General features: G+C 46.1%; 23 protein-coding genes. 2 read left to right on the top strand and 21 right to left on the bottom strand.

What is annotated here, in order from left to right:
- Positions 1-3 precede the first annotated feature (3 nt).
- The 12 genes from hflX to AB5213_RS07825 form a co-directional block, all read right to left on the bottom strand.
- Positions 4-1,245, bottom strand: a complete 1,242-nt coding sequence (gene hflX, locus AB5213_RS07880; protein WP_022220997.1) for a GTPase HflX — start codon at positions 1,243-1,245, stop codon at positions 4-6.
- Between the two features lie 60 nt (positions 1,246-1,305).
- Positions 1,306-1,860 carry a tetratricopeptide repeat protein gene (locus AB5213_RS07875; RefSeq protein ID WP_049938179.1) on the bottom strand — a complete coding sequence of 185 codons (555 nt, stop codon included), beginning with the start codon at positions 1,858-1,860 and terminating at the stop codon, positions 1,306-1,308.
- Positions 1,861-1,899: 39 nt separating this feature from the next.
- Positions 1,900-2,259, bottom strand: a complete 360-nt coding sequence (locus tag AB5213_RS07870; protein ID WP_022220999.1) for a metalloregulator ArsR/SmtB family transcription factor — start codon at positions 2,257-2,259, stop codon at positions 1,900-1,902.
- A 589-nt stretch (positions 2,260-2,848) separates the two neighbouring features.
- Positions 2,849-4,519, bottom strand: a complete 1,671-nt coding sequence (locus AB5213_RS07865; protein ID WP_154259478.1) for a recombinase family protein — start codon at positions 4,517-4,519, stop codon at positions 2,849-2,851.
- Positions 4,520-4,717 carry a hypothetical protein gene (locus tag AB5213_RS07860; protein ID WP_002595176.1) on the bottom strand — a complete coding sequence of 66 codons (198 nt, stop codon included), beginning with the start codon at positions 4,715-4,717 and terminating at the stop codon, positions 4,520-4,522.
- Positions 4,718-4,959: 242 nt separating this feature from the next.
- Positions 4,960-6,297 carry a virulence-associated E family protein gene (locus AB5213_RS07855; protein ID WP_008394605.1) on the bottom strand — a complete coding sequence of 446 codons (1,338 nt, stop codon included), beginning with the start codon at positions 6,295-6,297 and terminating at the stop codon, positions 4,960-4,962.
- Positions 6,266-6,910 (bottom strand): CHC2 zinc finger domain-containing protein, encoded by a 645-nt coding sequence (locus AB5213_RS07850; protein ID WP_025544160.1) that lies wholly within the window; start codon positions 6,908-6,910, stop codon positions 6,266-6,268. Before AB5213_RS07850 ends, AB5213_RS07855 begins: the two co-directional genes overlap by 32 nt.
- A 66-nt stretch (positions 6,911-6,976) precedes the next feature.
- Entirely contained in the window at positions 6,977-8,551 is a 1,575-nt protein-coding gene (gene mobQ / locus AB5213_RS07845) for a MobQ family relaxase (RefSeq protein ID WP_025544159.1), read from the bottom strand.
- 109 nt (positions 8,552-8,660) lie between these two features.
- Positions 8,661-9,509 carry a MerR family transcriptional regulator gene (locus AB5213_RS07840; protein WP_025544158.1) on the bottom strand — a complete coding sequence of 283 codons (849 nt, stop codon included), beginning with the start codon at positions 9,507-9,509 and terminating at the stop codon, positions 8,661-8,663.
- A gap of 345 nt (positions 9,510-9,854) precedes the next feature.
- A complete protein-coding gene (locus AB5213_RS07835) occupies positions 9,855-10,151 on the bottom strand; it encodes a DUF3847 domain-containing protein (protein ID WP_117628259.1) in 297 nt (98 codons plus the stop codon).
- On the bottom strand, positions 10,144-10,485 hold the full coding sequence (locus AB5213_RS07830; RefSeq protein ID WP_005924748.1) for a DeoR family transcriptional regulator: 342 nt from the start codon (positions 10,483-10,485) through the stop codon (positions 10,144-10,146). Before AB5213_RS07830 ends, AB5213_RS07835 begins: the two co-directional genes overlap by 8 nt.
- Complete coding sequence (locus AB5213_RS07825) at positions 10,482-10,670, bottom strand: hypothetical protein (protein WP_117536679.1); 189 nt, start codon at positions 10,668-10,670, stop codon at positions 10,482-10,484. Before AB5213_RS07825 ends, AB5213_RS07830 begins: the two co-directional genes overlap by 4 nt.
- 483 nt (positions 10,671-11,153) lie before the next feature.
- On the opposite strand from AB5213_RS07825, the gene AB5213_RS07820 reads away from it, so the two are divergent.
- The gene (locus AB5213_RS07820; RefSeq protein WP_117814525.1) at positions 11,154-11,960 is read left to right on the top strand and encodes a helix-turn-helix domain-containing protein; all 807 of its coding nucleotides are present in this window, start codon (positions 11,154-11,156) and stop codon (positions 11,958-11,960) included.
- 61 nt (positions 11,961-12,021) lie between these two features.
- On the opposite strand, the gene AB5213_RS07815 is transcribed toward AB5213_RS07820, so the two are convergent.
- From AB5213_RS07815 to AB5213_RS07800, 4 genes are all read right to left on the bottom strand, one after another.
- A complete protein-coding gene (locus AB5213_RS07815; RefSeq protein WP_005927687.1) occupies positions 12,022-12,984 on the bottom strand; it encodes a DUF3658 domain-containing protein in 963 nt (320 codons plus the stop codon).
- A gap of 29 nt (positions 12,985-13,013) precedes the next feature.
- The gene (locus AB5213_RS07810; RefSeq protein WP_005927690.1) at positions 13,014-13,391 is read right to left on the bottom strand and encodes a TnpV protein; all 378 of its coding nucleotides are present in this window, start codon (positions 13,389-13,391) and stop codon (positions 13,014-13,016) included.
- Positions 13,351-13,623 (bottom strand): helix-turn-helix transcriptional regulator, encoded by a 273-nt coding sequence (locus tag AB5213_RS07805; RefSeq protein ID WP_002593556.1) that lies wholly within the window; start codon positions 13,621-13,623, stop codon positions 13,351-13,353. The genes AB5213_RS07810 and AB5213_RS07805 overlap by 41 nt, the downstream gene beginning before the upstream one ends.
- 93 nt (positions 13,624-13,716) lie before the next feature.
- A complete protein-coding gene (locus tag AB5213_RS07800) occupies positions 13,717-13,917 on the bottom strand; it encodes a hypothetical protein (RefSeq protein WP_368276573.1) in 201 nt (66 codons plus the stop codon).
- Positions 13,918-14,045: 128 nt separating this feature from the next.
- On the opposite strand from AB5213_RS07800, the gene AB5213_RS07795 reads away from it, so the two are divergent.
- Positions 14,046-14,831: a transposase gene (locus tag AB5213_RS07795; RefSeq protein WP_349096146.1), complete on the top strand. Its 786-nt coding sequence runs from the start codon at positions 14,046-14,048 to the stop codon at positions 14,829-14,831.
- A gap of 314 nt (positions 14,832-15,145) precedes the next feature.
- Here the strand turns inward: AB5213_RS07795 and AB5213_RS07790 are convergent, their stop codons facing one another.
- The 5 genes from AB5213_RS07790 to AB5213_RS07770 all read right to left on the bottom strand — a co-directional run bounded on the left by AB5213_RS07790 (position 15,146) and on the right by AB5213_RS07770 (position 19,499).
- Positions 15,146-15,820, bottom strand: a complete 675-nt coding sequence (locus AB5213_RS07790) for a uracil-DNA glycosylase (protein ID WP_368276572.1) — start codon at positions 15,818-15,820, stop codon at positions 15,146-15,148.
- Between the two features lie 16 nt (positions 15,821-15,836).
- The gene (gene hisF / locus AB5213_RS07785) at positions 15,837-16,601 is read right to left on the bottom strand and encodes an imidazole glycerol phosphate synthase subunit HisF (RefSeq protein WP_008372815.1); all 765 of its coding nucleotides are present in this window, start codon (positions 16,599-16,601) and stop codon (positions 15,837-15,839) included.
- An 11-nt stretch (positions 16,602-16,612) separates the two neighbouring features.
- Complete coding sequence (gene hisH / locus AB5213_RS07780) at positions 16,613-17,218, bottom strand: imidazole glycerol phosphate synthase subunit HisH (protein WP_368276571.1); 606 nt, start codon at positions 17,216-17,218, stop codon at positions 16,613-16,615.
- Positions 17,219-17,361: 143 nt separating this feature from the next.
- A complete protein-coding gene (locus AB5213_RS07775; RefSeq protein ID WP_368276570.1) occupies positions 17,362-18,822 on the bottom strand; it encodes a sensor histidine kinase in 1,461 nt (486 codons plus the stop codon).
- On the bottom strand, positions 18,819-19,499 hold the full coding sequence (locus AB5213_RS07770) for a response regulator transcription factor (RefSeq protein WP_022220129.1): 681 nt from the start codon (positions 19,497-19,499) through the stop codon (positions 18,819-18,821). Before AB5213_RS07770 ends, AB5213_RS07775 begins: the two co-directional genes overlap by 4 nt.
- Positions 19,500-19,501: the final 2 nt, after the last annotated feature.

Below are 19,501 nucleotides of genomic sequence, written 5' to 3'. Positions count from 1 at the left end.
CTGTTATACCCTCCCGTCAAGCTCTTTCGGCACGTATGCAGATACATGGATTCCATCTTCTTTGTATTCTTCCTCCAGCAGTTCTCCATACTTCCGGATGAGCTGGATTTTCCCGGATTCCTGATAGGAATAAACTCGTTCGATATAAATTTTCTGCTCCCGCAGGATCTCTTCTATTGCCTGAAGAAGCGCCTCCAGACCTTCTCCGGTCTTTGCAGACACCTGTACGATCCGGTCTGCCTTAAAGTCACGTACCGTCAGGCTTTCCCCGATCCTGTCCATCTTGTTAAATGCCGTGACCACCGGTTTGTCCATTGCCTCCAGACGCTGCAGTGTCTCATACACCACATACATCTGCTCATCCATCTGTGGATTGGATGCATCGACTACATGCAGGATCAAATCCGCATACTTCGCTTCTTCCAGCGTACTTTTAAATGCATCGATCAGATGATGAGGCAACTTCCGGATAAAGCCTACCGTATCTGTCAGAAGAATCTCCTGCCCACTTGGCAGCTTCCGGCTTCTTGTCGTCGGATCAAGAGTTGCAAAAAGCTGATCCTCCTGCAGCACACCGGCTCCGGTCAGTGTGTTGAGAAGCGTGGACTTTCCGGCATTGGTATAACCGACAATTGCCACGACCGGGATCCGGTTCTTCGTCCGCTGTTCGCGTGTCAGTTCCCGGTGTCTCTTCACCTCCCTGAGTTCACGGTTCAGCTGTGCGATCCGGTTCTTGATGAGTCTCCGGTCCATCTCCAGCTTCTTTTCTCCCGGTCCTCTGGTTCCGATTCCACCTCCCAGACGTGACATCGCCCTTCCTGCCCCAGTAAGCTGTGACTGCCGGTACTTAAGCTGTGCCAGTTCTACCTGGATCTTTCCTTCACTTGTAGAAGCCCGTCCTGCAAAAATATCCAGAATGACCATCGTCCGGTCCATTACCTTCACATCCAGAATATCCGTCAGATTGTTCATCTGTGCCGGAGACAGCTCATCATCACAGACGATCCCGGTTGCGTCAAGCTCCCACAAAAGCTCCCGGATTTCCTCAATCTTGCCTTTTCCGACATAAGTTCCCGGATGGACAAGCTCTCTTTTCTGGATTACCCGTCCGACCGCTTCCGCACCTGCGGTCTTCACCAGATCCTTTAACTCATCCAGAGAATCTTCCGTGTCATCGTTCTCCCTTGTACTGACACCGACCAGAATTACCCTTTCCTTTTCTTCTTTTATTTCATAAAGTGCCATATTATTCTCCCCTGCCAGATTTCTTTCCGTCCCGGATCAGATCTGCTCATCCGATCCGCTCTACTGCTGATCTCCTTCCGAAATCTGTGTATTTAAAAATTCCTGCTCTTTCAGCGCTTTTTTGTCATCTGGATTTGCTTTCAGATAACTGTCCAGCTTCTCTTTTGCAGACTGGTAATCCCCTGCTTTTTCATAGGCAACTACCAGATTATATGCCATTTCTTTTAGCAGCTCTTTTCCTGCGCCTGAAAGCTCCTGCCCATTTTCGAAATAATACACTGCCTTTTCCGGTTTATCCAGTTCCAGATCGCAGATTCCCAGAATATTATAAAGAGTTGCTGTCTCTTCCGTTCCATTCTTCAATGCTTTTTCCAACGCCTTCTCTGCCTTTTCATACTTTTTCTGTTCCCAGTAGCAGAGTCCGAGTCCGCGATAAGCCTCTCCCAGATTCTTCTTTTTGTCTACCGCATCCTGGAATTCCACCTCTGCATTTTTATAATCTTTTTCTTCCAGATACTTCGTTCCTTTTTTTACAGAACCAGCACATCCCGTTACTGTCATACAAAGTGCTACAAGGATCCCTATGATTACCTTTTTCTTTCTTCCTGCTGTCACTGTTATCGTTTCCTTCCTTCTATATTGATATATCATCTGTTATTCCAGAATATGCTCCATTCCCTGGTTCATGATGGTCTGGATATGATCATCAGCAAGGGAATAGAACACCGTTTTTCCTTCCCGTCTGTTCTTCACAAGCTTCATCTGCTTGAGCATCCGGAGCTGATGGGAAATCGCGGACTGCGTCATTCCAAGAACTTCCGCCAGATCACAAACACACATCTCAGACTGAAAAAGAACACATAAAATCCGGATCCGCGTGGTATCTGCAAATACCTTGAAAAAATCAGCAAGATCCTTCAAAACCTCTTCATCCGGTATATGCCCCTCTGCCTTATGTACAAGTTCTTCGTGTATACAAAATGTATCACAACATTCTACTTCTGTCTTTTTCATAGTTACCCCTTTCATATGAACAAGTATTCATATATCTATTATGCCAAATGATCTCTTTACGGTCAACTGTTTCCATTGATTCCGGCATGCAAAGTAAAAAAGAAGTTACTGTTCACTCCCCAATGTCATTTAGTTAAGTTACAGGGTTAGCCCCTAATTGTGGGTCTAACCCAAATTTTTTCAAAAAAGCTACCCAAAGGGTTGACATAGGGTGCAAAATGTGCGGCCGCTCTCGCTACTGATAAATTTGTTGAGGTAGCGAGAGCGGCCCTTGAATTAGTGGTATATCACTTTCTCAAGGAGGCACATGATCATGATCCATCAACAAATCAAAGAACTGTTTTTTTCTTCTGTGGAACACATTGTTTCTGATATTTCACAGTATGCTGTCCATCCCGATTCCGATTTCAAGAGAAGCAAAAAAATCCCTGCCCAGAAACTTATTTCCTTTCTCGTTTCACAAAGCTCATCTTCCACCAGGGTTGAAATGTTTTATCCCCAATTAGGTGTAAAACTCTGCTCGATGGCGGGCGGCGGCGTACAAAAAATCTATATGGTGTTTTTAAGAGAACCGTCCCGGCGGGACAGGTCAGGCAGTGACCTGTTCCACCTCCGGGATGGGTTTGAGATTAAAATGAATTTCGATAGAAATGTGTCTTGTTTTATCTTCGTCAATGCGCTCATGCACGACGATTTCTTTGATTAAGCGGTTGAGGGTGGCTGCGTCCAGTTCTGTAATGTTGGCGTATTCCTGAATGGCTTCCACCCATTGTTTTGCGTCATTGGCAAGCTGGACTTCATCGGACAGCCGCTTTCTGCCCTCGGACACTTTTGTTTTAAGTTCCGTCTGCTCGGTCTGTGTCTTTTCCAGCATGGTGTTGAAGTTCTGCTCACTGATACGCCCTGCAATCATATCTTCATAAAGCCGCATTACCATTTTGTCCAGAACCTCAATCCGTTCCTCGTCCCTTGTAAGGGAGCGTTCCATTGCTTCCCGCTGTTCCCGCTGCTCGGCTTCACAGGTATTGGTCAGGCGGTCAGCAACCGCTTTCCCGTCCATCAGGGCGGCTCTGGCACATTCCCGGATTTTCCGCAGCACATGGCTGTAAAGGGTGTCATAGTCAATCCGGTGCTGGGTGCAGTGGTTCTTTCCAAAGGCATTGTAGGTCTTGCAGGAATAAATCCGCTGGGGATGTTTTGCGTTTGTGTAGCGTATCGTCAGAGATTTCCCACACTCGCCGCATTTTATCAATCCGGCAAACAGGCTGATTTCATTTGTCTGCCCCGGACGCTGGCGGGATTTCAGCTTGTTCTGCACAATGTCAAAGCTCATGCGGTCAATCAGCGGTTCATGCTGTCCCTCCACCACAATCCAGTCCTCCGGCTTCTTTTCCCCAATCGTTCCGATTTTGAAACGGTAGTCTTTTTTCTGGGAAGCAATCGCCCCGGTGTAGACGGGATTCATCAAAAGATCTTTGATAACGGAGAAGTCCCACATATACCGCCCGTTTTCCGGGTCTTTCTTTTCCCATTTGGTGCGGGTATTGCGAAACCCCCGTTCCCGGTTCCACCATGTAGGGCAGGGGATTTTTTCTTCCTCCAGCCGTCTGCGGATATAGTTCGGACCATGACCGTTCAGGGCATATCCGAAAATCAGCCGCACAATCGGGGCTGTTTCCTCGTCAATGAGCAGATGGTTCTTGTCCTCCGGGTCTTTCCGATACCCAAACGGGGCAAGACACCCGGTAAACTGTCCTTTCTGCGCTTTCAGAAGATAAGATGAATGGACTTTCTTGGAAATATCCTTGCTGTACATCTCGTTCAGGATATTCTTGAACGGGGCAATATCGTTGTTATCCCGCAGAGTGTCGATACCGTCATTCATGGCGATATAGCGGACACCGTTTCTTGGGAAAAAGTCCTCAATCAAATGCCCTGTTTGCAGATAGTTACGCCCCAGTCGGCTGAGGTCTTTCGTGATGACAAGGTTGATTTGCCTGCGCTCAATGGCTCTCAACATTCTCTGTAAATCAGGACGCTCCATGTTAAGACCTGTGAAGCCATCGTCCTGATAGACTGCCACAACCTCCCATCCCTGCTTTTCGCAGTATTTTTCCAGCATATCACGCTGGTTTGCGATACTGGCACTTTCGCCTTGCAGGTCATCGTCCTTTGACAGCCTGCAATAGACCGCTGCACGATACCCTCCGGCAAGTGCCGAACCGATTGTTCTGTATTCCATTTCGTTCATCATAGCCATTTACCCACACAATCCAGACGGTATCTGGCTCTGTTGAACCTCATCTTCATTATACTTCAAATCTTTCTTTTTAGCAAGATATTCTTTTGTATTTGTTTTGCCGTATTTCTGGGAAATCAGGCTGACGAACACATCGGTGGCGTCCAGTTCCCCGTCAAATACGGTTGTCACTTCAATCTTGGTCTTATTTTTCGCCATAGGCAGTTATCCTCCATACATGAAAATAGCCAGACAGAGAACGGTCGGCAACGAAGTCCGGCAACGGGCTTCAAAAGACCTTGCAAACAATCTCAATCTGGCGTTGATTACTATTTATACTTTTCTTTTATTTTTCTGTTGTTTTGGTTGTCAGAGAGGGAAAAAGCCCGGAAATAAGGGATTTTCCCCGGCAACCGGCTCGGCAACGGGATAGCAACGAAGTCGGCAACGGGCTGTCATTTTCAGAATGGAAGCTCCATCTGCTCTGTGACCTCCACAAAACCGTCCATAGATTTTTCGGGCGGGTTGTCGGTGTCCGTTGCCGGGATTTCACGCTCCCAGCCCTTTTGTCTGCCGTATTCCGCAAACATCCTCGGATTGGAAAAGTAGTTCCACCCGGTAATGCACTGGTTCATTATCTCGTTGATTTCCCGGATTTCCCATTGCTTCGGCTCATCAAAGGTGTGGTTTAAGGCTTCCTTGTAGAGCTGCTTGGAGCAGACCGTTTCCCCGGTGTACTTATCAAGGTAAGCCTGTATCATCCCGGCTTTGGTGTCCTCCGGCATAAAATCCCGCTGGTGTTCTTTGAGATACCGCTGCATGGCTGGGCTGAATGACAGCTTGAACATGCCGCTTCGGTAAATCTCCATTGCTTCCGCCCACATCTGGCTGATATAGGCTCTGGAAGCGGCTTCGTCCTCCAAAATGTGAACCTCGGCTTGCTCCGGGTACACCATGACCGGGATAAATCGGCGGTTGCCGGAACGGTCAAGGGGGAGAAAGTCAAGGGCGTTGGAAGTGCCGCCGAACACGCATTGACGGGGGCGGTCTGCCGGGTGAGTTTCATAGGGAATTTTGTAAACCTCTTTCTGGCGGCTTAGAAAGGACTTGATTTCCTCAATGCTCTTGGCATTGGCGGTTGCCATCATTTCCGACATTTCAATTATCCAGTGACCTTGCAGCTTGCGGTACACGTTATCATCGTCCAGCTTCCGCAAATCATCGGAAAACCACTCGTCCCGGACTGCCAGCAGCCGGAAGAAGGTGGATTTGCCAGCCCCCTGACCGCCTACCAGACACAGCATGATTTCAAACTTGCTTCCGGGCTTAAATGCCCTTGTAATCGCCCCCAGCATGAACAGCTTCAAGGCTTCATAGGTGTAATCGTCCACATCAGCTCCCAGAAAGTGCCGCAGACAGAAGCGGATGCGCTCAGTCCCGTCCCATGCAAGGCTGTTCAGAAAATCCCGGATGGGGTGGTACTTATTCTCATTCGCCACAATCCCGATGGCGGTTTCAATCTTTTTCTCACTGGTAAGCCCGTAGGTTTCCTCCAGATAGAGAAGCAGATACTTCATGTCCGTATCGGTCAGGGCTGTGCTTTCTCTGTGAAAACCGATGGGCTTTATGATGTCCTTGCGGTCGGTCAGGATGTTGTAGGCGATTGCCCCGGCAAGCACAGGGTCACGCTGGAATACGGTCAGGCAGTTCCGTATGCTCTGGCGGACGCCGCCTTTCTCGGTGGTTTCCAGAGTTGCCTTTACTTCCTCAACGCTCTGGGGCGGCTGCATGGCGTTCATGGTGTTTTTTAGTTCTTGCTGCGTCTGCGGCTGCAAGCTCTGCCATTCGCTGTTCAAGCTGTATCACATCCTTTCCGTAGTCCATAATCAAAACCGCTTTTTCCTCTGTCTCCCCGAACAGCAGCACATCCAGCAGATATTCCACATGGGCTTGCTTCTGCAAGGCTTCCACGAACCGGGGATGAAACGCTTCCTCCGGGGAGTGCGGGGCATAGTCGGTTTTCCATACCCGTAAGAGGTGTAGATAATCGGCAAGGACACGGAAGCAATGTGCCTTTGCTTCCCGGAACTGTTCTTCCGGGGATTTCTGCCGGGGCTTGGGCTTCCTTGCCCTGCCCGGTGGCTTCCAGTCCTCATAGGCAAGCCCGAAGTCACTCGCCAACTGTGCGGCGGCTTCCTTTTTCCCCAGCCCGTACAGGGCAGCTACAAAATCAATCACATCCCCATCTGCACCACATCCGAAGCAGTGGAAACGCTTGTCCAGCTTCATGCTGGGGGTCTTATCGTTGTGGAACGGGCAGCAAGCCATCCCGTTTCTGTTTACCCGGATTCCGTAATGCTCCGCAGCCTGTCTTGTCGTAACGGACTGCTTCACAGCTTCAAATACATTCAAATCAATTCCTCCTTGTAAAAAAGAAAAGGCACTTATCATTCTCAATCTGAAAATGACAAGTGCCTGTTAAAGTTCCATATCCTGTTGTTTGTGTTTCGTCTGCGCCGGGGCGTTTTTCTGTGCTTTCTTCTCGTCAGCCTTATCCTGCAAGACTTCTTTGAGGGGCTGCTTCTTGGGCGGCTCTTTGCTTTCCTCTGTGCCGGGTGTGGCTTTCCGTACCCAGTAGCGGATGTCCCGCAGCTTCTTCAAATCTTCCTGCACCTCGGTCAACGGTACTTTCAAGTCTGCGATTTCGCCCACAAGCTTCGCCTGTTCCTGCAAAAGCTCCTTTTTCGTGCTGTCCTTATCATCCGGGTGCTTGGCAAGGTAGGCACTGGCTTTCTCAAACCGGGCAACCTCCGGGTGTTCCAGCTTGAATTTTTCCTTAGTTTTCTTGAAAAATATCTTCTGGTATTTCTCATAAACGGGCTTACATTCCTTACAGTCCGTCCGGGCGGCAAGGATAGCGTCAATCACGTTGCTGCGGGTTTCCTTTGGCTTCATCTGCTTTCGGTAGTCGGCGGCAGATTTCCCGGACGTTTCTATAAAGTTTTCCAAATCCTCCACGGTGGAAAGTCCCTTTCTCTGAAGATAGGACAGGGCTTCGCTGACTGCCTTTAAGTCTTTGGAAGTTCCACGGTTTTGTCCCGCCCGTGTCCAGTCGCTCCGTTCTGCCTTTCGTACCTCCATGTACTTCATCAACAGATTGGGAAGAAATACCGCTTCCTCCGCAGCTTTTTCCGCAAGCAGTTCTTTTCGTTTTTCACTAAGCTCGATAATCCAGCCTTTGAGATTTTTAATAAGCTGCCGGATAGACTTCATCAGGCTGTTGGCGGCTTTGATTTCCCGGTTCAGATTTCCGATGTTGGTCTGAATCCCTCGCTTTTCCATCTGCCGGACAGCAGCACCCTCATGGACGGTAGGGATAATATCAAGCCCCTGTCTTTCATAAGAACGGAGATCCACCCGCTCCGGGCGGTTGTTGGCTTCCAGATAGCGGTTCTGGATGATCTCCCATTCATGCCGCCAGATTTCACAATACTTGCGGTCGTTCCAGTCAACCGTATCTTCCTTGTGACTTTTCCATCTGCCGGACGGAAGTTTTATCCGTTCCCCGTTCTCGTCAAGGTCATAAACCTTGCGGCTCTTGGGAAGCCATTTCCCATGTTCATCCATTGCCCGCATAGTCAGCATGACATGAGCGTGAGGGTTTCCGTCCCCTTTGTCATGGATGGCAAAATCCACGCACATTCCTTTGGAAACAAACTGCTGATTGCAGAAATCCCGGACAAGGGCGGCGTACTGGTCGGGCGGTATCTCTCTGGGAATGGAAAGCACCCACCGCCTTGCAAGCTGGGAGTTCCATTGCTTCTCAACAGCTTCGGCGGCGTTCCATAAGGTATTGCGGTCTGCATACTCTGGCGGGGCATTTGCCGGGAGCAGGATTTCATTATGGACGATACCACGCTTTTCTGGGTAGTGCTTCACTTGCTGGTCGTATTCACAGAACAGCTTTTCGCCGCTTTGGTAAGCAGCGGCGGCAACAGCAGACTGGCGGTTGCTACGCTGGACGATGGAGATTTGATTGTGTGGACAGGGCATTTAGTGTTCCTCCTTTCCGATTTTAGGTATAAAAAAAGCAGGAGACCTTTTTCAGATTTCCTGCTTGGTGTGCCGCTGGGGGCGGCGGGTATTTAGTTAAAATTCAAGATTACTTAACTTTATAATAGTTTTCTATTGCCTGTGCAAAGAAATCAGAAGCCCCTTCACCGTATTTTTCGTCTATCATTGGTTTGATTTGTTCATTGCGGTAATACTGCGTCTGTGCCATCATAAAGCCTTTTTCTTCTTTTATCTGGGCAAGCTGTTTCATAACAAAGCCATATTCTCCAACAAGCTCTTTTACTTCAAAAGAATCTATGTCACAATTCTGTTTTGCAATCAGTTTTTGCAAAATCGCTTCTATCCGTTTGTTATAGCTTTCTGCAACTTCTTTGCTGACGGGAGTTCGGGCAACAGACAGAAACTTGTCCTTTCCACCATACCATTCAACTACCTTTGCATAGCCTTTCTGCATTTCTTCCGAAGATACGACTTCCATATAATGCTTTTTCCATTGTTCAATGCTACCAAATTCTTTAATTGCAATGTTTCTCATATTCTCCGGCATATGCTCAAGCATGGTTTGGAACATTTCTTCTACTTCTGTTTTGGTAAAAATTGTAAAATCCATTTTGTTCTCTCCTTTCAGAATGTCATCAATGCTGGCAATCAGACGTTCCATTCGTTCTTTCTTTGTTACCAACATTTTTCGCTGTACTTGTAGAATCTGATTTCTTTCAAGAGCCGGATTGTCCAAAACAGCTTTGATTTCTTTCAAGGAGATATCAAACTCACGGAAAAATAAAATCTGTTGTAATGTTTCCAGTGCCTTATCGTCATAAAGCCGGTATCCCGCATCACTTTTTTCTGTTGGCTTTAACAACCCGATTTCATCATAATAGTGAAGCGTGCGAACGCTGATACCTGTTAAATCTGATATTTCTTTTACTGTCCTCATAGCTGCTGACCTCCTGTTCCTGATAAGGTAACTTTAATCTATGACGTTCCGTGAGAGTCAATAGGCATTTTCATTTTTTAGTATAACATTTTTCATTTCTTCTCAAAAGACAGAAAACTGATTCTGTAAAACTTGTCGGCTGGGAACAGCTTGCAACGCAAGGTGTCCCCAGATGGCAAGTCCACAAAAGGGTAGCTGGCGAAAGCCAGCGCAGGGGAAGTGTAGCGTCCCCTGTTTGATTTGGAGCAGTCCGTGGCTGCGGAAAATCACAGCCCTCCGGCGAGGAGCCTTCGGAGAACGCAATGCACCAACCTTTGGGTGGTGTATAATTGCGCCCTTAGTAAACTAAGGGGTTTCCAGCTTCTCCCGTTCCAGCAGTTTTTTCAATAGTTCCTGCGTGTCCTGCCTGTGAAAAATGAGTTTCAACAGCAGCATGACATCATCATCTGTCAGGCGTTCCGGCTCTTGCAGAAAACTTTCCAGCATACCGCCACGAGTACAGAGCCGATGCGTCCGTTCCTTTCGGGTAAGCTGCTTCAACTGGTGCTGCAATGCCTTTTCATCATTGATGGCTTTCCGCAGTTTCTTTTCGCTTTTTTCCAACTCCCGGTTGAGCTTTTCCAGTTTTGAGGTATCAGGCAAGGGCAGCGTCCTCCTTTCCCGGTATCAGCACATAAATCCTGTTTGGTTCTCCAATGCCCTGACGCACCCGCATGATAAGTCCGGCGGTTTCCAGTTCATTCAGAGAACGCTTGACCGTCATGGGGCTGCGGGACAGGACTGCGGCAATGGCTGTGATGGGGAAGCAGACAAACAGGATTCCGTTCTCGTCCTCCTTCCCTTTGGATAGCATAGCGTCCAGCATCCGGCAGTACATGACCTTTGCGGTGCTGCTGACTGGAAATCCTGTCAACGCTCTGGGAAATGGCATACAGGGCGGTAATGGTGTGTCTATCGTCATAAATTCAAAATTCATTCGGTGTGTTCCTCCTTTTTCTTTGCTCGTTTGGATAAATAACAGGGGCAGTCAATCACAACCGCCCGGAAGCTCTGCTTGCACCCATGCTGGCATTTCCGGCATAATTCGTTGTAAGTGACACGCCCCCGGTCATTGAGGTAAAAGGAAAGCTCATGCTTCCTCTTTTTGCTCATTCTCGGCATATTGTGTTTCCTCCCGTTTTAGTGTATGGTCTCGGGGCGATTTTCGGCAAAATTACAGCCATAGAGCCGCTTAAAATCTCCCGAAGTATCAGCGATAGGGTAGACTATCCCCCTATCAGATTGTCGTGTTTCGGTATCATTTCGGTGTCAGTTCGCCAGTTCTCCCCGGTGTCGTTCCTCCCCTGAATCTCACAGCGGCGTATCGCTCCCTTTGGTACGCTCGTTTCGGTCAGGGTTCCTCCATATCCCTGCCAAAATTCATGGCGCTACATCGCCGGGGAAGCATATCCCACACAGGCTGGTCATTCGATTGGAATAATCCATCGATGAACTACCTGTATCATAGAACATTTTTGTGCCCTGTGCCGTATGTCCACAAAGTAGGAATTAAGGGTAAAAATCAGAAATTTCCACGATTACGGAAAGTGTGATATAATCCAGATAAGCGGCAGCAATGAAACCGTTGGAAAGGAGCGTGTGCCCATGAAAGGAGCAACAAGCATACAGGAACGCCTTTGGGAACTCCGCAAGGACAAAGGCTTAAATCTGGAAGAACTATCAAAACTAACGGGTATTTCTAAATCAGCCCTTGGCAGTTATGAAAAAGAAGATTTTAAGGAAATCAATCATGGCAACCTTATCACGCTGGCAGACTTCTATGGGGTTTCCGTCGATTATCTGCTGTGCCGGACAGAGAACAGGGAGCAGATCAACACGCCACTGACGGAGCTGCATTTGAACGATGAAATGGTTGCACTTCTGAAAAGCGGACGGATCAACAACCGTCTGCTCTGCGAACTTGCCACCCATAAGGACTTTATCAAGTTTCTTGCGGACATTGAGATTTATGTGGATGGGATTGCCACCATGCAGATTCAAAACCTCAACACCCTTGTCGATACTGTCCGGCATGAAATCATAGAACGGTATCGCCCTGGCGAAGATGACCCACATTTGAAAGTGCTGCAAGCCGCCCATATCAGTGATGATGAATATTTCAGCCACATGGTTCTGGATGACCTAAACCTGATTATCCGGGATATTCGGGAAACCCATAAAAAGGATAGTGAGAGTGCGCCCCAGACCACTGTTGCCAATGAACTGAAAGAAAATCTGGAAGCGGTCGAAAATTTCAAGGGCAGCCGTTTGGAAAAACTGGCAGTGCTTTACTGCAAGCAGCTCGGTATCAACTACAAAAATTTATCGGAAGAAGAATTTCGCTGGCTTATTCGGATTCTCCAAAAATCAAAGAAAACGGGAACGCCTATCAACCAGAGGAAAAAACGGTAAAGGAAAACCGCTGTTGCATGGTTTGTTGGATTCCATGTAGCAGCGGTTTGTGCTGTGGTTATTACTTCATTCGTTTTCTTAATATTCGGCGATAATTTGTTTCTCCCTTTGGTGCGTCCTGTATAATTTCCAACACACCATCTTCAAGCATTTTATCAATGCGATTGGAAATCCATACATCACTAATTCCAAGTTGATATTTTCCTAAAACATTACCTATGACAATAGCCATTTTGAATTGCTCTGGCTGTTCCGCAATTTCACGAAGAATGAAACTATCATATATATCTTCTGAAACGCTTTGCAATTTACCATTTAACATTGCACGCAAAGGTGCATTTTCATTTTGAAGTTGATTCCATTTCATAGCACAAGCTGAAAGAAATACAGGATTAGCTTTCTCTTGTAGAGTTATATAGTTTCCCCATTCGCCAGGAGAGACCTCGCCCCATGCTATTTTGGATGTCATAGTATTTTCTTTTCCATATTCCCATGTAGGTAACTTAACCAAATAAATTGTTGTCTGGCAGTTTAAGGGTTGAAGTTGTTTCATAAGCCAATACATACCACAAAGCTCATCTGGATTATAGCTATACCAAATGCGAATTTCTTCCCCAGCTACATATCGTTCAATCACTGAGGTCAATGTAGTTTTAATTTTCTGTATTTTTTCTTCAACCTGATAATCTAAATCCTCTACAAAGCAGACAGACAGCATTTTCTTGAAAACATTTTTCCGCTGTTCGCCAATTCCATTATCAGAAATATCTCCCACACTAAGAGCCATATCAAAACAATAAACATCACAGCTCTTGCCTCCCAATGGAATAGCATTCTCCCAAGCAATGCGTTCTTGTTCCTGTGCTTGAAGCTGTGCTTTTTTCATTTCATCTGAAGATGGAACACTCCCGTCTTCATGCCTCATAAATATTGAAACAGCACTTCCTCTATACTTTCCCTTGCCGTAAGTTTGGGCAATTTTCAAACTTCCACAGGCACTTTCACCAAATACAATTTCAATCATCTTATATACCTCCGATTTAATTGCTCCCGTTATGAATAAATCATCTCATGCAAAACAATTTCTTCTGCCCGGTTATGAATGTTATTGCAACGCTGCACCCATTCCATTTGGTGGGTACGCTTCAATTCCTCGGTTACGCCCTCGGCAGTTTTCATCTGCTCCATGATGGTGTCTAACCGTTCCTGTGCCTGTTCGTTCAGGTCTGCAAGATATGTCCACAATTCCCCGGTCAGTATCAATGTATTCAATCTGGCTGGGTGGACTTCCCTTAAATATTCCCGGTGCATCCGTCCGTACTTTCCGATAGGGCGGTGTTCCTCCGGCAGTTTCAAGTCCGGGATGTAATAATCTCCGACAAGGATATAATCAATTCCGTTTTCCGTTATTCTTGGTTTCAATTCGCTCATGTTCCTTACCTCCTGTGGAAGCAGGCTCGTCTGGTACTAACTCAATCACATCGGTAATCTCACAATTCAGCGTTTCGCAGATACGGGCTAATGTATCCATGCTGATGTGCTTTCCCTCTTTGCTCATGTTGGCAATCATATTTGTTGTCATACCAGCGGCAAGCCTTAAATCCTCTTTTCTCATATCACGCTCTAACAGTGTGTGCCAGAGTGGTTTATAGCTGATGTGCATATTGTTTTCCTGCCTTTCTATCCATACCACCGGGGCGGCTGCCCCGGCAGGAACTTTTCTCTTATTATAGCACCAATCTTGTGAAATCACAATTTATTCTTGTAGCCTGCCGCTGATACCGTCTGGATTGTGCTCTTCCTTTCGTTTTTTGTTCCAACTAATTAGCCATGAACTGCTTGATTTCTGGGGACTGGATTCTTCCATACCAACCGCTTCTGCTCTCAGCCAGCAGCGCGCAAAGCTTAAACCTGATGCGCTGGAAGCTGTATTCCGGCACTTTAATTCCACTTCCATGGAATTGCCGCCCGCTTCCTTTATGGATTCGCATTACCGTTTCCTGGCTGCCGATGGCTCTACCTGCACTTTTTTCAGCACTCCGGCTTTCTCATCACCAGACTACTACTGTTGACCGGCACGATGTTTTGGATGGAATAAAAAATATCTATATCGGTGACCGCGGCTATTGCTCTTATAACAACATGGCACATGTTGTGGAACAGGGACAGTATTTCCTGTTCCGTACCAAGGATATCCATTCCAAAGGACTGGTCGGCAATTTTAATTTTCCAGATGCGGAATCCTTCGATATTGATGTCAGCGTCATACTGGTTCGGAGCCATTCGAAAAAAGTTTTGGCAGACATCCACACAGAAGGTTACATACGCTTTGTTGATCAGGCAGCTGCTTTCGATTACATTGAATATGGAAGTTATGATACATATGAGCTGTCCTTCCGTATTCTACGCTTCCCTATCAGCACTTCTACATACGAGTGCATCGTGACCAATCTGCCACGTGATGAATTCCCTGTGGAACGTATCAAAACCTTGTACAATGCCAGATGGTCTATTGAATCCTCATTTAGGAAACTGAAATATACCATTGGGTTGAGTAATTTCCATGCGTATAAACCCGAATACGTGAAACAGGAAATATGGGCAAGGCTACTTGCGTATAACATAACCGAAACAATGATAAACTACACACTACTGGAAAAACATAGGACAAAACATGAATACAAAGTCAATTTCACTATGGCTGCCCATATCTGCAGAGCCTTTCTCCGTCTGACCACGGAGAAAGACCAATATGATGTGATGTCCCTGCTGAAAAAGGAATTGATCCCTATCAGGAATGAACGCCAATACCCAAGACTCCAAACGGCTCATTTCCGAAGACCGCGATATTTTATATATCGGGCAGCATAGACACCTATATCATTATAATCCGTTTTGAGGCAGATTTGCAATCTGTCTTCTTGTCATGCTTTCCTTCATGAGTAAATCGTAAACATATCTGTAAAACGGTTCCACTAAGGCTCATCTGTAATTTGTTCTGTAAGAATTCACTTCCTGATTAAACGTTAACTAAATGACATTGTACTGTGAACAGTAACAAAAAGAATGTGCATCTCCGACACGTAGTGCCTTTTGTTTCATAGGAAGTTCCTATGAAATAAAAAAGGAAAAACAGACTGCAAATAAATCTTCACAGTCTGCCCGAAATCTCTATTTTTTATTCTTTACAGTTCATCAATCTGCCAGTCGATCGGCTCTACACCATGCGCCTCAAGGAATTTATTTGTCTGGCTGAACGGTTTGCTTCCGAAAAATCCACGATACGCAGAAAGCGGACTCGGATGCGGTGCTTCCAGGATCAAATGGTTCGGATTGGTCAGCATTCTCTTTTTCATCTGTGCCGGTCTTCCCCACAGGATAAATACGATCGGCCTGTCCTGGATATTGAGTACACGGATTGCTGCATCTGTAAATTCTTCCCAGCCAATTCCACGATGTGAATTAGCCTGATGTGCTCTTACCGTAAGAACCGTGTTGAGAAGAAGTACTCCCTGCTCCGCCCATTTCACCAGATTGCCGTGGCTTGGGATCGTACATCCCAGATCATCATGCAGTTCCTGATAAATATTCACCAGTGACGGTGGAATATCAACCCCTGGTTTCACAGAAAAGCTTAACCCCTCTGCCTGTCCATCTCCATGATATGGATCCTGACCAAGGATCACAACCTTGACATCCTTAAGCGGTGTCAGATGAAATGCATTGAAAATATCATCTGCCGGAGGATATACCCGGTGTGTCCGGTATTCCTGATTCACTGTTTCAAACAGTTTCTTATAGTATGGCTTGGAAAATTCACCTTTCAGTGCATCCAGCCAGTCATTGTTAATTGCTGCCATATTCCCCACCTTTTCTCTACAGACGTACCGATACGCCTTTTTCTCTCAAATATTCTTTTACTTCTCTGATCTCCAGCTCTTTATAGTGGAACAGGGATGCCGCAAGTGCCGCGTCTGCCTTCCCCTCTTCACCGAGTGCTTCGTAGAAATGCTCCAGATTACCTGCTCCTCCAGATGCGATTACTGGAATTGATACATTTTCCGCGATCGTCCTTGTCAGCTCCAGATCGTATCCGGCCTTCGTGCCGTCACAGTCCATACTGGTCAAAAGAATCTCTCCTGCACCAAGTGCTTCTACTTTCTTCGCCCACTCGACCGCATCAATTCCCATATCAATGCGTCCGCCATTTTTATAGATATTCCACCCACTGCCGTCTTCTCTTCTTTTCGCATCAATCGCGACAACCACGCACTGGCTTCCAAACTTCTCCGCTGCTTCCCGGATCAGTTCCGGTCGATTGATTGCAGAAGAATTGATGGAAATCTTGTCCGCACCTTCCCGAAGCAATGCCTTAAAATCGTCAACGGTCCGGATTCCACCACCTACCGTAAATGGAATAAACACACACTCAGCAACTTTACGCACCATGTCAACCACCGTGCTTCTGTCGTCCGAAGATGCCGTGATATCCAGAAATACCAGTTCATCCGCACCTGCCTTATCATAAGCCTTCGCAATCTCAACCGGATCTCCTGCATCTTTGAGATCCACAAAATTCACACCTTTTACAACCCGTCCGTTCTTCACATCAAGACATGGGATAATTCTCTTTGTAAACACTGTCTGCCCTCCTACAATTCTACAAAATTTTTCAGTATCTGAAGTCCTGTATCACTGCTCTTTTCCGGATGGAACTGGCAGGCAAATACATTTCCCTGTTCAACCGAAGCATGAATATGCATGCTGTACTCGGTTGTCGCTTTTACAATACTTTCATCTGTTGCTTTCAAATAGTAGGAATGAACAAAATATACATACGGCTCTTCAGGTAAATCTTTAAACAATCTGCCGTCATTCTGAAGCTTCAGAGAGTTCCATCCCATATGCGGGATCTTAAGTCCCGGACAGTCCGGAATTCTAAGGATCTCTCCTTTTAGAATACCAAGCCCCTCCACACCTGGCGTCTCGTCACTTCTTTCAAACAAAAGCTGAAGCCCAAGACAGATTCCAAGAAGCGGGATTTGTCTCTTTGCTACTTCGCGAAGCACTTCATCCAATCCATATTTTTTCAGATTGTACATGGCATCGCCAAATGCACCGACTCCCGGAAGGATCACTTTATCGGCAGAAAGTATCTCTTCTCTGTCTCTTGTGATAACCGCATCCTCACCAAGATATTTTAACGCTTTTTCTACACTTTTAATGTTTCCTGCATCATAATCAATAATCGCTATCATCCGCATATCCTCACGATTTTTATATTCTTGTAGTTATTCAAAAGAGCTTTTTCCGCTCATGTCACAATCTTCTTCCCTGTGTCAATCAGTAATAAGCTCTTTTATAATGTACCACGTTACAGTGTGAATTGCAAGATTTGCGTTTATTTCATGTCCAGTTCAAACCAGAACTCAACACCATTTGTATGATTGATCGCACCGTATCCTTTTCCAAAGGAGTCCATGATCGCCTTCACAATGGAAAGCCCGATACCATTTCCACCGTATTCTCTGGTCCTTGCCTTATCAACCTTATAGAATTTCTCCCAGATATGTGGCAGATCTTCCTCCGGAATCGGCGTTCCGGTATTGAATACGGTAATTTTTGCCATATCATTTTCCTGGGTGATCTTGATCTCGATCACCTTCTCACCATCGATATGGTTCAGTGCATTGTTGACATAGTTCCGGACAACCTGCTCAACCTTAAACTCATCTGCCCAAACATAAACAGGGTTCTTGTGGCGGAAAATCACCTGTGCTTCTTTCTGCTCGATCAGAATATCCAGACTCTGCAGGACACCCGAAATCAATGAAGTAATATCAAACCGTTCAAACTGTACATCATCCTCACCAAATTCCAGCTGGTTCAGGGCAAGTAGATTCTTCACCATCCGGTTCATCTTTCCTGCCTCGTCCATAATGACTTCACAGTAGAACTCCCGGCTCTCCGGATCATCATTGACTCCTTCTTTCAGACCTTCTGCATATCCCTGGATCAGGGCAATCGGCGTCTTCAGTTCATGGGAAACATTCCCCAGGAATTCGCTTCGCATATTTTCTCGTTTTTCTTTCTGCTCAATGTCTTTCTGCAATTTATAGTTGGCTTCTTTCAGATTGGAAATCGTCTGCTCAAGTCTTTCTGACATCCGGTTAAAGTTCTCTCCCAGTACACCGATTTCGTTGCTTCCGCCGCTGGTATATTTTGCATCAAAATCCAGATCGGCCATCTTCTGTGAAAGTGTTGCGAGCTCCATGATCGGCTCCGTGATCCTTTTTGAGAAATACCACGCAAGCAATACACTCACAAGAATCACACTTCCGCCGACGACTCCGATAAATCTGTTAAAAATCGTGACTGCCGAACGAATACTCTCCAGCGGGCTTCGCATGATAAAGATATCACCATTGTCAAAGTTTCCCCACATGGTCAGGTACTCTGTATTATTTTGCGGATCAACCGACTTGCAGATATCATAACTGTCCGTTTTTTCCAGAACCTCCTGATGATTCTTATCGTACAGATATCCGAAAAGCTGTACGACCATCATCTGTTTTTCTCTTACATTAGTATAAACCACATTGTATTCTGAATCGATGACTGCAATGGAAATATTATTTTTCTCTGTAAATCTTCCCAGGTCTTTTTCCGGTGTCTCAGAATTGATTGTCCCGTTCTCCACACCTTCCTGCACCATTGTATAGGCCTTTATAAATTCTGATTTCTTATTGGAAATATAATACTTCTCCAGAAAGCTTCCGTTGACGATCATAAATACAACGATCATAAACAGAATCAGACCTACAAAAACAGTCATCATCTGTCTTTTTATTGAATATTTCATGACTGTACCTCGAATTTATACCCCATACCCCAGATAGTCTTAATATAATCTCCTTTATCACCAAGTTTACTTCTCAGCTTCTTTACATGGGTATCAATGGTTCTGGCATCCCCGAAATAATCGTAATTCCATACATTGTTAAGAATCTTCTCTCTCGATAAAGCGATCCCCTGATTCTCCACAAAATAAGTCAGAAGTTCAAACTCTTTGTAACTGAGTTCGATCGGTTTTCCATCGATCTTCACCATATGTGCTGCTTTATCAATCTCGATCCCGTCCGCATGAAGCAGATCATCCGAAGCAAGCGCATTGGTTCTGCGCAGAATCGCAGTAACTCTTGCAACCAGGATCTTCGGGCTGAACGGTTTGGAAATGTACTCATCTACACCGAGTTCAAACCCCTGAAGCTCGTCCCTCTCTTCACTTCTTGCGGTCAGCATAATGATCGGAACCTTTGATTCTTTACGGATCTCACGGCAGGTCTGCCAGCCATCCATATGCGGCATCATGACATCCAGGATGATCAGTGCAATATCTTTTTCCTCATAAAAAATGTCCATTGCTTCCATACCGTCTCCGGCTTCGAGTACAGCATATCCTTCTCTTTCCAGGAAATCGCGCACCAATTTGCGCATACGGCTTTCATCATCTACTACAAGAATTTTCAGTTTATCCATAA

This window comes from Coprococcus sp. RTP21204st1_G4_RTP21204_210225, assembly GCF_040915385.1.
GTDB classification, from domain to species: Bacteria; Bacillota; Clostridia; order Lachnospirales; family Lachnospiraceae; genus Allocoprococcus; species Allocoprococcus comes.
This window is presented reverse-complemented; position numbering and strand designations above follow the sequence as displayed.

Bases quoted from the DNA above. Each gene is read 5' to 3' on its own strand.
- AB5213_RS07860 (WP_002595176.1), bottom strand. From the start codon at position 4,717: ATGGCGAAAAATAAGACCAAGATTGAAGTGACAACCGTATTTGACGGG.
- AB5213_RS07770 (WP_022220129.1), bottom strand. From the start codon at position 19,499: ATGGATAAACTGAAAATTCTTGTAGTAGATGATGAAAGCCGTATGCGC.
- AB5213_RS07790 (WP_368276572.1), bottom strand. From the start codon at position 15,820: ATGGCAGCAATTAACAATGACTGGCTGGATGCACTGAAAGGTGAATTT.
- AB5213_RS07820 (WP_117814525.1), top strand. From the start codon at position 11,154: ATGAAAGGAGCAACAAGCATACAGGAACGCCTTTGGGAACTCCGCAAG.
- AB5213_RS07815 (WP_005927687.1), bottom strand. From the start codon at position 12,984: ATGATTGAAATTGTATTTGGTGAAAGTGCCTGTGGAAGTTTGAAAATT.
- AB5213_RS07865 (WP_154259478.1), bottom strand. From the start codon at position 4,519: ATGGCTATGATGAACGAAATGGAATACAGAACAATCGGTTCGGCACTT.
- AB5213_RS07870 (WP_022220999.1), bottom strand. From the start codon at position 2,259: ATGAAAAAGACAGAAGTAGAATGTTGTGATACATTTTGTATACACGAA.
- AB5213_RS07855 (WP_008394605.1), bottom strand. From the start codon at position 6,297: ATGAACGCCATGCAGCCGCCCCAGAGCGTTGAGGAAGTAAAGGCAACT.
- AB5213_RS07840 (WP_025544158.1), bottom strand. From the start codon at position 9,509: ATGAGGACAGTAAAAGAAATATCAGATTTAACAGGTATCAGCGTTCGC.
- hflX (WP_022220997.1), bottom strand. From the start codon at position 1,245: ATGGCACTTTATGAAATAAAAGAAGAAAAGGAAAGGGTAATTCTGGTC.
- mobQ (WP_025544159.1), bottom strand. From the start codon at position 8,551: ATGCCCTGTCCACACAATCAAATCTCCATCGTCCAGCGTAGCAACCGC.
- AB5213_RS07800 (WP_368276573.1), bottom strand. From the start codon at position 13,917: ATGGAAGTGGAATTAAAGTGCCGGAATACAGCTTCCAGCGCATCAGGT.
- AB5213_RS07830 (WP_005924748.1), bottom strand. From the start codon at position 10,485: ATGAATTTTGAATTTATGACGATAGACACACCATTACCGCCCTGTATG.
- AB5213_RS07805 (WP_002593556.1), bottom strand. From the start codon at position 13,623: ATGCACATCAGCTATAAACCACTCTGGCACACACTGTTAGAGCGTGAT.
- AB5213_RS07810 (WP_005927690.1), bottom strand. From the start codon at position 13,391: ATGAGCGAATTGAAACCAAGAATAACGGAAAACGGAATTGATTATATC.
- hisH (WP_368276571.1), bottom strand. From the start codon at position 17,218: ATGATAGCGATTATTGATTATGATGCAGGAAACATTAAAAGTGTAGAA.
- AB5213_RS07775 (WP_368276570.1), bottom strand. From the start codon at position 18,822: ATGAAATATTCAATAAAAAGACAGATGATGACTGTTTTTGTAGGTCTG.
- AB5213_RS07825 (WP_117536679.1), bottom strand. From the start codon at position 10,670: ATGCCGAGAATGAGCAAAAAGAGGAAGCATGAGCTTTCCTTTTACCTC.